Below are 14,146 nucleotides of genomic sequence, written 5' to 3' on the forward strand. Positions count from 1 at the left end.
GCGGCTGATTTTTAGTGTCGTTATTAAATAACCTCAACGCAGTACTTCACGTTTTTATCACTACTTGGTGATAATTTAATAAATACATTGATAAAACAAGCATTTGCACTATCGCTTATCCCGAGTTGAGGTTAAATAAGAATTTAGGGTAAAGGTCTTGTGCTTAGCGTGCGCTCTACCTGTGCGAGGAAAGGAGAATTTGTGTTATCCAGTAAAATGACTATCGAGCAGTTCGATCCCGAATTGTCCGAAGCAATGGAAAAAGAAAAACAGCGCCAAGAGCATCATATAGAGCTTATTGCATCTGAAAACTATTGCAGTCCTCGTGTACTGGAAGCACAAGGCTCGCAGCTTACTAATAAATATGCAGAAGGCTACCCCGGTAAGCGCTACTACGGCGGTTGCGAATATGTAGATATCGCAGAAGAGCTTGCCATTGAGCGAGCAAAAGAGCTGTTTGGATGTAGCTATGCGAACGTCCAACCACATTCAGGCTCACAAGCTAACACCGCCGTTTTTATGGCTTTAATAGACGCCAACGATACAGTACTTGGTATGAGTCTGGCGGATGGTGGGCACTTAACTCACGGTTCACACGTCAACTTTTCTGGCAAAACTTATAACGCAGTCCAATACGGTTTGCACCCAGATACTGGTGTCATTGATTACGAGCAAGTTGAAAAATTAGCGCTTGAACACAAACCCAAACTAATTATTGGCGGCTTTTCTGCCTACTCGGGTGTGGTTGACTGGGCACGATTTAGAGAAATCGCTGACAAAGTCGGTGCATATTTGCTGGTTGATATGGCGCATGTAGCTGGACTTGTCGCTGCTGGTGAATACCCAAGCCCAATTCCTCATGCCCATGTTGTCACAACCACAACTCACAAAACACTCGCAGGCCCACGCGGTGGCTTAATTCTTTCAAACTGCGGTGACGAAACGCTTTACAAAAAGTTCAACAGTGCAGTGTTCCCAGGAAACCAAGGTGGACCGCTTTGCCATGTGATTGCAGCTAAAGCCGTAGCATTCAAAGAGGCCTTGTCTGAAGACTTTAAGGTATATCAAAAGCAAGTGCTTAAAAATGCAAAAGCAATGGTGTCAGTGATGCAGGAGCGCGGCTACACTATCGTTTCAAACGGAACTGACAATCACCTATTCCTGCTGGATTTAATTAACAAAGATATTACCGGTAAAGATGCAGATGCAGCTTTAGGTCGCGCAAACATTACGGTAAATAAAAACTCTGTTCCAAACGACCCGCGCTCACCTTTTGTGACTAGTGGCCTTCGCATCGGTTCGCCCGCTATCACGCGCAGAGGCTTCACGGAAGCTGAAGCTAAGCAAGTGGCAACGTGGATTTGCGATGTGCTTGATAACATGGGCGATGAATCTGTGATTGATAGAGTAAAGGGCGAAGTTGTCAGCTTGTGCGAAAAATTCCCGGTTTACGGTTAATTTAAATGTTTTGTCCTTTTTGCACGGCGCAAGAAACCAAGGTCATTGATTCAAGGCTTGTGTCTGACGGGGCTCAAATCAGGCGCAGGCGCCAGTGTCTGGAGTGCAGTGAACGTTTTACCACCTTTGAGGCAGCGGAGTTGGTCATGCCTCGCATCGTCAAACGCGACCATACTCGAGAACCATTTAATGAAGAAAAGCTAATGGCGGGTTTGCAAAGGGCCCTAGAAAAACGCCCTGTGAGTATTGAGGCGATTGAGCAGTGTGTGTTTCAGATAAAAGCGGCGCTTCGAGCAACAGGTGAGCGGGAAGTCAAAAGTGAATATGTTGGCGAGCTGATCATGGAAGCGCTTAAAAAGCTTGATAAAGTAGCCTATGTGCGTTTTGCTTCGGTCTATCGTTCTTTTGAAGACGTAAAAGAATTCGGCGAAGAAATAGCGAGATTAGCTGAAAGCAACAAATAAGCATTTGGCGCGGCTCTATGCCCTGCAATAGGAACTTGTAGATGAAAACGTCCGATGACTTCAGTGCCCAAGACGCCGCCTTTATGGCGCACGCACTTTCACTTGCCGAAAAAGGTCGATTTTCAACCACACCAAACCCCGCTGTCGGTTGTGTCATTGTTGACGATGATAACGAGATAGTAGCCCAAGGCTACCATGAAGTTGCTGGCGGTCATCATGCCGAGGTGAATGCACTCAACCAAGCGGGCGATAAGGCAAAAAACGCAAGTGTTTATGTAACCCTTGAACCTTGCGCGCACCATGGTCGCACAGGACCATGTGCTGAAGCGCTTGTAAACGCAGGTGTGCGCAGAGTGACTATTGCATCCATTGATCCTAATCCTCTTGTTGCTGGCAAAGGCATGGATATACTAACGCGAGCTGGCGTAGATGTTAGGTTTGGTTTGATGCAATCTCAGGCGTCAGCCCTCAACCGCGCTTTTTTTCACCGTATGCAAAACCAACGGCCTTACGTGGTGTTAAAGCTCGCATCAAGTTTGGATGGCAAAACAGCGCTTCAAAACGGCCTGAGTCAATGGATAACCAGCGAAGACGCGCGCAAAGATGTGCAAAAAGAGCGAGCACTTTCTTGCGCCATTTTAACCGGTTCTGGTACCGCCCTTGTTGACAACCCCCGATTAAATGTTCGTCCAGACCAACTTCCTGATAAAGATAGCCTTGCTTTCAAAAGTCGAAATAAACAGCCCTTGAGGGTGGTTATTGATGGTAAAGGGCAGCTGCATAGTAATTTGACGCTTATCGAAGATGGCGCCGCTACTTTGATATACAATCGAAAATTTAATCATGCCCTTGATTTTGAGCATGTGACCCAAGTGCAAATAATGCCTGAAAAGGATGAACGCCACCTTAACTTATCGCGTATTTTAGCTGACATTGGCAAACGCAATATTAACCGGCTTTTTGTGGAGGCGGGCGCGAAGTTAGCGGGTGCTTTGCTCGAGGCAGGTTTGGTGGATGAGTTGTTGCTGTATATTGCGCCAAAGATGCTTGGAGGCGGGGCGCGAGAATTAATATCTGGCGACGCAAAAACATCTTTGGATCAAGCGCTTGAGACTCAAATAAGTGAATTGCGACACATAGGGAAGGATATAAAGATTAAATGTACTTTCCCTATGAAAAAGGTGTCTTGAGTTAGGCTTTGCTTAACTTAAATTTAGGCGAAAACGCATTTCCCACAATTCAGGGAACTCAATAAAAGTGAGGCAATATGTTTACCGGGATTATAGAAGCCGTTGGTGAAATAAGTGCATTGGATAATAAAGGTGATGACATTCGCCTCACCGTGCAGTCTAAAACGCTTGATATGTCTGATGTCCACCTAGGCGATAGTATTGCAACCAACGGAGTATGCCTAACCGTGGTTGAGAAAGGCGATGATTACTATCGGGCCGATGTGTCTGCTGAAACAATTAAGTACACCGGCTTTGCAAACTATTCAGCAGGCAGTCGTGTCAACCTCGAAAAGGCAATGCGCACTGACAGCCGATTTGGCGGCCACATTGTTTCTGGACATGTTGATGGTGTAGGTCATGTTGAATCGATTGTAGAGCACACGCGTTATGTTGAAGTATGGGTAAAGGCACCTGATTCGCTTGCTAAATATATCGCACACAAGGGTTCCATCACAGTGGATGGCGTCAGTCTGACTGTAAATGAAGTGAAAGGCGCTTCATTTATGCTTTGGCTCATTCCACACACGCTAAAAGAAACGGTGATTGGAGACTATAAAGTTGGGACTGCCGTTAACTTGGAAGTTGATGTTATTGCCAGATATTTAGAGCGTTTGATGCTCGGCGATAAGGCGGCACACACAGACACTCACGATATCAGCCTGAACTTTTTAGCGGAACACGGGTATTTGAAGTAGCAAATTGTTTTCTAAAGGCATATTGCTCAATCGTCATACAGGCGACTAATTTTAAGGTAAGGCATTAGATGGCATTAGACAGCACAAAAGACATCATCGAGGATATCCGTCAAGGTAAAATGGTTATCCTGATGGATGATGAAGACCGAGAAAACGAAGGTGACATCATAATGGCAGCTCAGCACGTGACGCCGCAGGCCATTAATTTTATGGTCACGCATGCACGCGGCCTAGTGTGCTTGCCGATGACAACCGAAAGATGTCGCAAACTTAAATTACCGTTGATGGTAGACAAAAATAGCGCTCAATTCTCCACTAACTTTACCGTCTCCATTGAAGCGCGAGAAGGCGTCACAACTGGTATTTCTGCAGCAGATCGCGCTACAACCATTCAAGCTGCGGTGGCAAGCGATGCAGTGGCAGATGATATCGTACAGCCTGGTCATATTTTCCCCCTTATTGCCAAAGAAGGTGGTGTACTCAACCGTGCCGGACATACTGAAGCGGGTGTCGATTTAGCGCGCTTGGCGGGTTGCGAACCTGCAGCGGTTATAGTGGAGATCCTAAACGAAGATGGATCAATGGCAAGACGCCCTGAGTTGGAGAGGTTTGCTGAACAACATAATTTAAAAATTGGCACTATTGCAGACTTAATTGAATATCGAAATTTAAATGAAACCACTATTGAGAAGGTTGCAAGTTGCAAGCTGCCTACGACTCATGGTGAGTTCGAATTAATTACCTTTAAAGATGTGATTGATAATCAAATTCACTTTGCGCTGAAGAAAGGCGAGATTGTTGCTGAAGAACCCACATTAGTGAGAGTGCACTTGCATAATACACTCAGCGATTTATTAGGCTCAACGCGTGCTATTAATCGCTCGTTATCACTCGAAAAAGCAATGAAGCGCATTCATCAAGAAGGTGGGGTGTTAGTGCTTCTTGGTAAACAAGAAGATATAGAGGGGCAGGTTAAGCAATTTGAGGCCGAAGATAAGCAGCAGATTGCAAAGGGTAAGACTTGGCAGGGCTCGTCGAGAACGGTAGGTGTGGGCAGTCAAATCTTGGCAAGTCTCGGTATTCAAAAAATGCGCTTGCTTAGTAAGCCTATCAAATACAGTGCATTATCAGGCTATGGTTTAGAAGTCACCGAATATATTCACGATTAGCTTTGCCTCTCTTGGACGCTTAGAAAGAGGTCGGTTGGTCATAATCAAAAATGCGCAAAGGCCCAGAGTTCTATGCTATACTTCGCGCCGATTTTTACAGGAGCTTATTGCATGAAGGTAATTGAAGGTAATGTACGCGCTACGGGCAAAAAATTTGCAGTGGTAGTTGCTCGTTTCAACAGCTTTGTTGTTGAGAGCCTTCTCGAAGGTGCCCTTGACACACTAGAGCGGCACGGAGAAGTAAACCCTGACGACATTACCGTCGTGCGTGTCCCCGGTGCATATGAAATGCCGCTGGCGGCTAAAAAAGTAGCGGAATCTGGAAAGTTTGATGCAATCATTGCATTAGGCGCAGTCATTCGCGGCGGCACCCCCCACTTCGATTTTGTTGCAGGTGAATGTAATAAAGGGCTTGCTCAAGTTTCACTTGATTCTAGCATCCCGGTTGCCTTTGGCGTGATCACTACGGACAGTATTGAGCAAGCGATTGAGCGTTCTGGCACTAAAGCCGGCAATAAAGGGGCGGAGGCTGCATCAACTGCACTAGAGATGGTTAACGTACTTAGCGAAATAGACGGAAGTCTCTAGTGAAGGCATCGCATCGAAAAAAGGCGCGTGAGCTCGCGCTTCAGGCCTTGTACAGCTACCTGATGAGTGGAAACGATATGAAGCAAGTTGAGCTGCATATTGCTACAACTAACGATATGGCCAAAGTAGACGTAGCATATTTTCAGGATATTTTACAAGGGATTGCGAAAGACCCTGATGCAATTGACAAGGCGTATAAAGCTTATTTAGGAAGACTGCCTGAAGAGCTAGATCCGATTGAAAAATCCATTATGCGCTTAGCTACCTTCGAGCTTGTTCATCGAATCGACACGCCGTTTAAGGTGGTGATAAATGAAGCGATAGAGCTTGCAAAAACATTTGGTGCAGAAGAGAGCCACAAATTTATTAATGGTGCCTTGGACAAAGCAGTGAAAACCTTACGAAAAGACGAACGAGCTTAGGTTTGGACGAATTTTCAATTATCGAGCGCTACTTCAAGCAAGCAAATTCCTCTCGTAAGGATGTGATCATCGGCATTGGTGACGATGCCGCCATCACGCAGGTGCCTCAAGGACAGTATTTAGCGACAACAACAGACACATTATTATCTGGTGTACATTTTCTACCTGACACCCTACCTGACGCTATTGCGCATAAAGCCATCGCAGCCAATTTAAGCGATTTAGCGGCAATGGGTGCAGAGCCCTCATGGATAAGTCTCTCTGTCTGTATGCCGAATGCTAATGATGCGTGGTTAAGCGCATTTTCAGAAAAGGTCGCGCAACTGTGTGATTATTACTCAATGCAGTTGATTGGTGGTGACATGGTAAAAGGGCCGCTAGCGGTTACGATAACAGCTCAAGGATTCGTTCCGCCCGAAAGTATTATTACTAGAACCGGCGCGAAACCAGGAGATTGGTTATTTCTTACTGGCACGGTGGGCGATGCTGCGGCAGGGTTGGCCTATCTGCAAAACAAAATTCAAATTGCCGAACAGTCGAAAGCACAAGAACTTTCGCAGCGATACTTTTGCCCGACTCCTCGCGTGCTGGTTGGCACCACATTACGTCGACTGGCAAGCGCCTGCATAGATGTTTCTGACGGACTATTGCAAGACTTGCAGCATGTCCTTGACGGCTCTAGTGAAAATGGTCATGGTGTGGGTGCAATCGTGCATTTAGATCGCCTGCCTATCTCTCAGGCGCTAGGCAGCAGTATCGTTGAGCTTGAACAAGCGCTTGCATTTGCCTGTACAGGCGGAGACGATTACGAACTGCTCTTTACCGTATCTGAAGAGCATCGAGTGAGCATGGAGACAGCGATGGCTAGTTACAATTTGCCTATTACCTGTATCGGACAAATTACTGGCGCGGCGAGTAAGCTTGATTTGCGTCTCAATGAGCAGCCGTTTTCGCCTTCATCATTTGATAAGGTCGGATATCAGCACTTTTAAAACCGCAAATCACACGACACGGACAAACCTTACCTTATGGATAAAGAGCTACGTAAGCGAGTCTCACTGCTGAATCCGGACCACTTTTTTGGCCTTGGTTTTGGATCGGGTCTAGTGCCTATTATGCCTGGTACCTTTGGCTCGCTCGCCGCGTTGCCTATCTTAATACTGATGGCATATCTTCCGCTCAGCTACTTTTTGATGGTAACCGTGATATCCGCAGTTGTGGGCATTCGATTTTGTCAAAAAACCTCTGATTCGCTCAAGCTGCATGACCACGGTTCTATTGTTTGGGACGAAATTGTGGGCATGATGGTGGTGTTTATTGCCATCCCCATCACAACTGTCAACTTATTGATTGGCTTTTTATTATTTCGCTTTTTCGATATTTTAAAACCATGGCCAATAAGGTTATTTGATAAGAAAGTGCATGGTGGCTTGGGTATTATGCTCGATGACATCGTTGCAGGCCTTATTGCATGCGCTTGCATGCATGCACTGATGTATAGTGAACTACTTAACCTGAATTCTGTTTGAGAAACGGCGCTCAGTACCGCTAGAATTGCGAATTACTGCGTTGCAAAAGCCAGCAATAGAATAACTATTACGTGACTTTTGCGCCTTGTCCTTCACAATTCTAGCAGCACTGAGTGTAAAAATTAATTTAAGTATGTGAAACAAGCGCTTGCACCATTCCTTAAACAGGATTCAGGTTACTTAGCGTTTAATTCAATTGCGCCTGAACACTGGCAACAATGCCTTTTGCATCAATACCTAATGTTTCATACATTTGTGCTTGAGTGCCCTGCATTACAAACTCGTCTGGTAGCCCTAAACAATGAACTAAGCACATTACTTTGTTTCGATGAAGAACTTCCATGACGGCGCTACCGGCTCCGCCCGCAATAGCGCCATCTTCAAGTGTAACAATAATGTCATGAGTGTTAGCTGCATCAACTATAGCGTCTTCATCTATAGGCTTTACAAACCGCATGTCAATTAAACTTGCGTCTAATTGCTCGGCGGCGAGAAGGGCTTCACCGTAAAGTGCACCGAAATTCAAAATAGCCACACGACGATGCGCTTTATTTTCACTTTGAATATCTCTCGTTCGCCGTGATTTACCTAAAGGTATTAATGACATCTCATCCTCTGGCTCCACGCCAATGCCAGCGCCACGAGGATACCTTACGGCAGCTGGAGATTGGGCTAGGTGGCCTGTGTATAGCATATTTCTGCATTCAGCCTCGTCTGCGGGCGTCATAACAATCATATTTGGAATACAGCGTAGGTAGCTTATATCAAATGCGCCTTGATGAGTTGGGCCATCAGCGCCGACAATACCTGCTCTATCAATAGCAAACAATACCGGTAAGTTTTGGATAGCCACATCATGAATAAGCTGATCATATGCACGTTGCAGAAACGTTGAATAAATGGCCACTATGGCATGCTTGTTTTCTCTTGCCAGCCCTGCGGCTAGGGTTACTGAGTGCTGTTCGGCGATGGCAACGTCAATATACTGCTCAGGGAAACGCTGAGAAAACTTAACCATGCCAGACCCTTCTCGCATCGCCGGTGTGATGGCGACCAGGTCTCTGTCGCGCTCGGCCATATCACATAGCCACTGGCCGAAGATCGCTGAAAAGCTTGGTTTGCCCGGTTTACTGTCTGGAAATTTTTCGGTGGTGTGGTCAAATTTAGGTACTGCATGCCACTTAATAGGATCTTGTTCGGCTTGTTCATAGCCTTTACCCTTCTTGGTCACAACGTGCAAAATCTGGGGACCGGATATCTTGCGCATGTTTGCAAGCGTGTCTACCATGGCATCTACGTCATGGCCATCAATTGGGCCGATATATCTGAATCCTAACTCCTCAAATATGGTGCCTGGCACCACCATTCCTTTAATGTGCTCTTCCGCCTTACTGGCAAACTCTTTTATCGGGGGTAAATTGCTTAATATCTTTTTCCCGCCATCGCGAATTGAGTTAAAAAACTCACCCGTTAATAGTCGTGCTAAATGACTGTTCAGTGCACCCACGTTTTCTGAAATAGACATCTCATTATCGTTCAGGACAATCACTAAGTCTTTTGCAATATCGCCCGCATGATTTAGCGCCTCAAACGCCAAGCCTGCTGTCATTGCGCCATCACCGATGACCGCAACAACCTTTCGGTTAGCGCCTTCTTTTTCTGCCGCAATTGCCATGCCTAAGGCCGCCGAAATCGAGGTGGAAGAGTGACCCACGGCAAAGGTGTCATACTGACTTTCCGGTGGCCATGGGAAGGGGTGCAACCCGTCTTTTTGGCGGATGGTGGTCATTCGCTCGCGCCGTCCTGTCAATATTTTATGCGGGTAAGCTTGATGGCCCACATCCCAAACAATGCGGTCAAATGGCGTGTTATAAACGTAGTGCAAAGCGGTGGTGAGCTCCACTGTGCCAAGCCCAGACGCAAAGTGACCGCTGCTTTGACTGACGCAGTTGAGCAAAAATTGGCGCAGTTCATCTGCCAGCAAACGTAAATTTTGACGCGGCTGCTTACGCAACTCTTCTGGTGTGTTTGCGAGTGCTAAATGAGGATACTTCGAAAGGTCTAGCGTCATGCTTTAAGGTCTTCTTTATGCTACGTTTATGTGAGTATTACAGGCCGTCTCATTAGTATGAGGTTTAACCTTAAAAAGTTCGCGTCACCATGTAATCTGTGAATTCGCGAAGTCCGTCGGTATTGTACGGTAATCTGTCTAATGCTTGTAGCGCTAGATGATGGTGATGGGCTAATTCTTTGCGCGCGCCTGCCAGTCCTAATTTACTCACAAAAGTGTTTTTTTCCATGTCTTGGTCAGAACCTTGCGGTTTTCCTAAGGTTTCTGTATCCGAAACCACATCTAAAATGTCATCTTGTATTTGAAATGCCAGCCCGATATTGTCTGCAAAAGTGCTAAGAGTTGCTAATTCGTCTTTATTTGAATTTGGGCAGACTAATACAGCCAAGCGCACGGAAGCTCTGAGCAGTGCGCCTGTTTTAAGCGTATGAAGGGTCTTTAGGGACTCAAAGCTAATGTCTTTTTTAGTTGACTGCAAATCAAGCGATTGGCCTTGACACATTCCCCTCAGGCCACTTGCCAAGGCAAGCTCTTTCACCAGCATAATGCGTCTAGCATTCGCAAATTCTGAAAGTTTCGCATCGCTGAGTATTTCAAATGCAAGGGTTTGCAAGGCGTCCCCCGCTAATATCGCGGTAGCTTCATCAAATTTGATATGACAGGTGGGCTTTCCACGTCTGAGCGTGTCATCATCCATTGCGGGTAAATCATCATGTACGAGGGAGTAAGCGTGTATACACTCAATGGCAAGCGATATTGTATCAGCATCTTGTTCTTGTGCCCCCAGCATTTCGCAGACAAGGCTAATCAACAGTGGTCTAACGCGTTTTCCACCATTGAAAAGCGAATACTCAACCGCTTTAAAAAGCGCGGTGCTGCTTAAATCAGAATCGCCGCGATCGCTAATGTAGCGTTGAAATGCATGTTCAATGCGAATCTTGGTAGCTGTTTGTAAGTCGTGCAATGATGTTTGCATATAAGGAATCTAATTCAAGCTGCAAGTCAGTCAAAATAAAACCAGGAACGTGTGTTGATAGCTTACTTACTCATGTTTTCGGGTACAAGCTTACCTTATTGAGGTTCTTGAAAATCTTGCAGTGAATGACCGTCTTCGCTCTGGGTCAGTATTTTCACTTTTTGTTGAGCTTGGTTGAGTAAGCTTTGACTGTGTCTTGCCAATGCAATACCACGTTCAAAACTCTTCAAAGAGCTCTCTAAGGAGATGTCGCCTTGCTCCATCTTAGTCACCAATGTTTCTAGCTCTTCCATTGCCTGTTCAAAGCTTAAATCTTCTGCGCTCATGACGTTCTTTTTATCTGATTATTTGCTCGGAACATTACCGAAGATAGCCTTGAAATACAATCATTATCAGGCCTAGGTCATGTGTGAATAAAAACATCCCAATAATTCCCATAAAGGATATGCCGCTTATGCCGTTAACCTGAGCATAGAAAATCTTTAGTCAACCTTTGTATTTGGGTATAGGAGTCAACGTGGATTTAGCAACACTAATCGGCCTTATTGGCGCGCTTGGTTTTGTCATCATGGCGATGGTTATAGGCGGTGACCTAAACATATTTTTCAACGTTCCATCAGTGCTGATTGTATTTGGTGGCTCTATTTTCGTAGTGGTCATGCAGTACCCCTTGGCTCAATTTTTAGGTGCCGGTAAAATTGCTGCAAAAGCTTTTACCTTTAAAATTCAATCTCCTGAAGAACTTATTGAGAAAGTCGTCGATATGGCTGATGCTGCTCGCAAAGGCGGCTTTTTAGCCCTTGAAGAAGCAGAAATTGACAACAGCTTTATGCAAAAGGGCGTCGACATGCTCGTTGATGGTCATGATGTTGAGGTTGTACGTGCGACCATGGCCAAAGATATTACAAATACCTCAGACCGACACGAGGCGGGTAAAGTTATCTTCAAATCCTTAGGTGATGTTGCGCCAGCAATGGGTATGATAGGCACGCTAATCGGCTTGGTAGCCATGCTCTCGAACATGGATGATCCGAAAGCCATTGGACCTGCAATGGCAGTTGCACTATTGACCACTCTATACGGTGCAATGCTAGCAAACATCGTTTGTTTGCCGATTGCTTTTAAACTAGGTATCAGAGCGGATGAAGAGAAGCTGAATCAGTGTTTAATTTTAGATGGTATTTTGGGCATTGCCGATGGACAAAACCCGCGAGTGATTGAAGGTGTGTTGAAAGGCTATTTGGCAGAAGGTAAGCGATCGACGACTGAGGAGCCAGCGTAGTGGAAGACGAATGCCCCAAGTGCCCCCCCGAAGGATTGCCGGCGTGGATGGGCACCTTCGCTGACTTAATGTCGCTTTTAATGTGCTTTTTTGTACTTTTGCTTTCATTTTCTGAAATGGATGTAAAAAAGTTCAAGCAAATTGCAGGGTCGATGAAGTTTGCATTTGGCGTTCAGAATAAAATTGAGCTCAAAGACATTCCAAAGGGAACCAGTGTGGTTGCTTTAGAGTTTAGACCTGGTAAGCCAGAGCCCACTCCAATTGAAACGGTGCAGCAGGTGACGCAAGAGATCACCAAGCCAATGCTTAACTTTCAAGAGGGCGAGGATGAGTCAGCCGGTGGTCGACAAAAGCAGCGCGGTGATCAGCGCGGTGGTCAATCTCCAAACACTGCTAACGAAGCCGCAACTGCGGCTGCAGCGGCTGCAAATAAAGATCAGATTGAAAAACAGCTGAAGAAAGTTCAGGAGCTCCTGCAAAAAGAGATTAAAGATGGCGCAGTAGATGTTGAGAACCTTGGTCAACAGATAGTGATCCGCATTAGAGAAAACGGATCGTTCTCAGCCGGTTCAGCATTTTTGCAGCCACAGTTTGTTCCGGTGATACGCCAGCTAGGTGTATTGGTAAACGATATGCCAGGTCAAATCGAAATATCGGGGCATAGCGATAAAATACAAATTTCGAATGAATTATATCGCTCCAATTGGGACTTAAGTGCACAGCGCGCGGTAGCGGTGGCTGAAGAGCTTAGAATGGCGCAAAATTTCGATGAGTCTCGCATGCAAGTGATTGGCAAAGCGGCGACCGAGCTTGCTGATGAAGGCGACAGCGATGAAGCAAAAGCGCGAAATCGTCGTGTTGAAATCCGAATTAGTCAAGGTGATCCCAAATATACTGATCCTATTTCAATCATGCAAAGAAGCGAATAAGGCTAAAATATGCATCAAAAAACGCAGCTCATGCTGCGTTTTTTCTATTTAAAAAGCGCTGTTACCAGCCTCGATTTAGCCATGTTTTGTGTTCGGGTTTAGACAAAACCAATTGTTCAGTACTGATAACGCGTTCTAGAAAGCCGCCTTCACAGTAGTTCAGATAATATTGCCACATTCGCATAAAGCGTTCGTCGTAGCCGTCTTCATTCAAGGATGTCTTTTGACTCATGAAGGCTTCAAACCAGTGTTTTAAGGTTTGCGCGTAGTCTAGCCCAATGTCGTGCACGTCTCGAATACTCATATCTGTGAATTTTTTTACATGTTTATTAATAGCAAATTGAGAGGGCAAAAACCCACCGGGAAAAATATGTTTTTGGATAAAATCTACGCTATCGGAATAGCTGTCATATCTGCGGTCGTCTATGGTAATTGATTGCAATAGCATTAAACCGGTAGGCTTTAACAACGATGAACACTTACTAAAAAAGTTGGCTAAGTACTTTTTACCCACTGCCTCAATCATTTCAATCGACACCAGCTTATCAAATTGCCCTTCTAGCAAGCGGTAGTCTTTTTTCAATAGGGTTATTTTGTCGCTCAAGTCTTCTTTTGCAACCCATTCCTGTGCCCAAGAATATTGTTCTTCAGAAATGGTTGTTGTGGTCACCTTGCAGCCGTAATGCTTGGCAGCGAATACTGCCAATCCGCCCCAACCGGTGCCAATTTCTAAAAGATGGTCGCTTTCGCTTAACTGTAACTTATCGCAAATGGTTTTCAACTTGATATGCTGTGCATCCGCGAGCTCGGTATTGGGATCAGGGTAGATTGCAGCGGAATACATCATCGAATCGTCCAAAAACTTAGTATATAGACGATTTCCTAAGTCATAATGTGCCCCAATGTTCTTCTTCGCTTGAGTCTGTGAATTGTTGTTTGCTATGTGTTTAATTTTGTTCAGAGGCATGGTGAGCCACTTAAAGCGATTTTCCCAATTGTCCAAGGTTGATAAATTTCTTGCGAAGATTCGAATCACGCTTGTCAAATCAGGCGTATCCCAAAGCTTGTCGGTAAACGTTTCGCCTGACGCAATGCTTCCGCCCAACAACAGCTTAGGATAAGCAGCATAGTCAAGAATATTGACAATTGCCTTCAAATCAGAGCTGCTGTCACCTAATTGGGCAACCGTATGACCGTTTTCTTGTATTGTTAAATGCCCTTGAGGCAGCTGCTTGAGTGCGCCAATAAAAAGTGAGCGACAAATCTTTTCCCACATTGATATTGAGAAGTTCGACTGAAGGCTTTGTTCACCATGTGACATTGTTTGTTTT

At 45.4% G+C, this 14,146-nt stretch carries 15 protein-coding genes; 11 read left to right on the forward strand and 4 right to left on the reverse strand.

The genetic code is table 11. The features are described 5' to 3' along the window. The first annotated feature begins 216 nt into the window (after window positions 1-216). The 9 genes from glyA to PN836_RS18100 all read left to right on the forward strand — a co-directional run bounded on the left by glyA (window position 217) and on the right by PN836_RS18100 (window position 7,557). Window positions 217-1,458 carry a serine hydroxymethyltransferase gene (gene glyA, locus PN836_RS18060; protein WP_395345740.1) on the forward strand — a complete coding sequence of 414 codons (1,242 nt, stop codon included), beginning with the start codon at window positions 217-219 and terminating at the stop codon, window positions 1,456-1,458. A gap of 5 nt (window positions 1,459-1,463) precedes the next feature. Then, window positions 1,464-1,922, forward strand: a complete 459-nt coding sequence (gene nrdR / locus PN836_RS18065; protein WP_395340995.1) for a transcriptional regulator NrdR — start codon at window positions 1,464-1,466, stop codon at window positions 1,920-1,922. 41 nt (window positions 1,923-1,963) lie between these two features. Further along, on the forward strand, window positions 1,964-3,112 hold the full coding sequence (gene ribD, locus PN836_RS18070) for a bifunctional diaminohydroxyphosphoribosylaminopyrimidine deaminase/5-amino-6-(5-phosphoribosylamino)uracil reductase RibD (RefSeq protein WP_395340997.1): 1,149 nt from the start codon (window positions 1,964-1,966) through the stop codon (window positions 3,110-3,112). A gap of 77 nt (window positions 3,113-3,189) precedes the next feature. Further along, window positions 3,190-3,849, forward strand: a complete 660-nt coding sequence (locus PN836_RS18075) for a riboflavin synthase (protein ID WP_395340999.1) — start codon at window positions 3,190-3,192, stop codon at window positions 3,847-3,849. Between the two features lie 68 nt (window positions 3,850-3,917). Then, a complete protein-coding gene (ribBA, locus tag PN836_RS18080; RefSeq protein WP_395341000.1) occupies window positions 3,918-5,018 on the forward strand; it encodes a bifunctional 3,4-dihydroxy-2-butanone-4-phosphate synthase/GTP cyclohydrolase II in 1,101 nt (366 codons plus the stop codon). Between the two features lie 111 nt (window positions 5,019-5,129). Beyond that, the gene (ribE, locus tag PN836_RS18085) at window positions 5,130-5,606 is read left to right on the forward strand and encodes a 6,7-dimethyl-8-ribityllumazine synthase (protein ID WP_395341002.1); all 477 of its coding nucleotides are present in this window, start codon (window positions 5,130-5,132) and stop codon (window positions 5,604-5,606) included. Further along, a complete protein-coding gene (gene nusB / locus PN836_RS18090) occupies window positions 5,606-6,028 on the forward strand; it encodes a transcription antitermination factor NusB (protein WP_395341004.1) in 423 nt (140 codons plus the stop codon). The genes ribE and nusB overlap by 1 nt, the downstream gene beginning before the upstream one ends. Window positions 6,029-6,030: 2 nt before the next feature. After that, window positions 6,031-7,020 (forward strand): thiamine-phosphate kinase, encoded by a 990-nt coding sequence (gene thiL, locus PN836_RS18095; protein WP_395341006.1) that lies wholly within the window; start codon window positions 6,031-6,033, stop codon window positions 7,018-7,020. A 36-nt stretch (window positions 7,021-7,056) separates the two neighbouring features. Then, complete coding sequence (locus PN836_RS18100) at window positions 7,057-7,557, forward strand: phosphatidylglycerophosphatase A (protein WP_395341008.1); 501 nt, start codon at window positions 7,057-7,059, stop codon at window positions 7,555-7,557. A 187-nt stretch (window positions 7,558-7,744) separates the two neighbouring features. On the opposite strand, the gene dxs is transcribed toward PN836_RS18100, so the two are convergent. The 3 genes from dxs to PN836_RS18115 form a co-directional block, all read right to left on the reverse strand. Continuing rightward, complete coding sequence (gene dxs / locus PN836_RS18105; protein WP_395341010.1) at window positions 7,745-9,628, reverse strand: 1-deoxy-D-xylulose-5-phosphate synthase; 1,884 nt, start codon at window positions 9,626-9,628, stop codon at window positions 7,745-7,747. 70 nt (window positions 9,629-9,698) lie between these two features. Beyond that, a complete protein-coding gene (ispA, locus tag PN836_RS18110; protein WP_395341012.1) occupies window positions 9,699-10,604 on the reverse strand; it encodes a (2E,6E)-farnesyl diphosphate synthase in 906 nt (301 codons plus the stop codon). Between the two features lie 95 nt (window positions 10,605-10,699). Then, complete coding sequence (locus PN836_RS18115; RefSeq protein ID WP_395341014.1) at window positions 10,700-10,930, reverse strand: exodeoxyribonuclease VII small subunit; 231 nt, start codon at window positions 10,928-10,930, stop codon at window positions 10,700-10,702. Window positions 10,931-11,121: 191 nt separating this feature from the next. Here PN836_RS18115 and pomA point away from each other — a divergent pair, with 191 nt between their 5' ends. Further along, window positions 11,122-11,886 (forward strand): flagellar motor protein PomA, encoded by a 765-nt coding sequence (pomA, locus tag PN836_RS18120; protein WP_395341017.1) that lies wholly within the window; start codon window positions 11,122-11,124, stop codon window positions 11,884-11,886. Beyond that, on the forward strand, window positions 11,886-12,815 hold the full coding sequence (locus PN836_RS18125) for a flagellar motor protein MotB (protein ID WP_395341020.1): 930 nt from the start codon (window positions 11,886-11,888) through the stop codon (window positions 12,813-12,815). Before pomA ends, PN836_RS18125 begins: the two co-directional genes overlap by 1 nt. A gap of 61 nt (window positions 12,816-12,876) precedes the next feature. On the opposite strand, the gene PN836_RS18130 is transcribed toward PN836_RS18125, so the two are convergent. Continuing rightward, window positions 12,877-14,136 carry a class I SAM-dependent methyltransferase gene (locus PN836_RS18130; RefSeq protein WP_395341023.1) on the reverse strand — a complete coding sequence of 420 codons (1,260 nt, stop codon included), beginning with the start codon at window positions 14,134-14,136 and terminating at the stop codon, window positions 12,877-12,879. Window positions 14,137-14,146 lie beyond the last annotated feature (10 nt).

The sequence above is a fragment of the Ningiella algicola genome (assembly GCF_028401415.2).
GTDB lineage: Bacteria > Pseudomonadota > Gammaproteobacteria > Enterobacterales > Alteromonadaceae > Glaciecola.

What these genes read in the sequence shown, in the direction of transcription:
- glyA (WP_395345740.1), top strand. Translation starts at nt 217, where the DNA reads ATGACTATCGAGCAGTTCGATCCCGAATTGTCCGAAGCAATGGAAAAA.
- nrdR (WP_395340995.1), top strand. Translation starts at nt 1,464, where the DNA reads ATGTTTTGTCCTTTTTGCACGGCGCAAGAAACCAAGGTCATTGATTCA.
- ribD (WP_395340997.1), top strand. Translation starts at nt 1,964, where the DNA reads ATGAAAACGTCCGATGACTTCAGTGCCCAAGACGCCGCCTTTATGGCG.
- PN836_RS18075 (WP_395340999.1), top strand. Translation starts at nt 3,190, where the DNA reads ATGTTTACCGGGATTATAGAAGCCGTTGGTGAAATAAGTGCATTGGAT.
- ribBA (WP_395341000.1), top strand. Translation starts at nt 3,918, where the DNA reads ATGGCATTAGACAGCACAAAAGACATCATCGAGGATATCCGTCAAGGT.
- ribE (WP_395341002.1), top strand. Translation starts at nt 5,130, where the DNA reads ATGAAGGTAATTGAAGGTAATGTACGCGCTACGGGCAAAAAATTTGCA.
- PN836_RS18100 (WP_395341008.1), top strand. Translation starts at nt 7,057, where the DNA reads ATGGATAAAGAGCTACGTAAGCGAGTCTCACTGCTGAATCCGGACCAC.
- dxs (WP_395341010.1), bottom strand. Translation starts at nt 9,628, where the DNA reads ATGACGCTAGACCTTTCGAAGTATCCTCATTTAGCACTCGCAAACACA.
- ispA (WP_395341012.1), bottom strand. Translation starts at nt 10,604, where the DNA reads ATGCAAACATCATTGCACGACTTACAAACAGCTACCAAGATTCGCATT.
- PN836_RS18115 (WP_395341014.1), bottom strand. Translation starts at nt 10,930, where the DNA reads ATGAGCGCAGAAGATTTAAGCTTTGAACAGGCAATGGAAGAGCTAGAA.
- PN836_RS18130 (WP_395341023.1), bottom strand. Translation starts at nt 14,136, where the DNA reads ATGTCACATGGTGAACAAAGCCTTCAGTCGAACTTCTCAATATCAATG.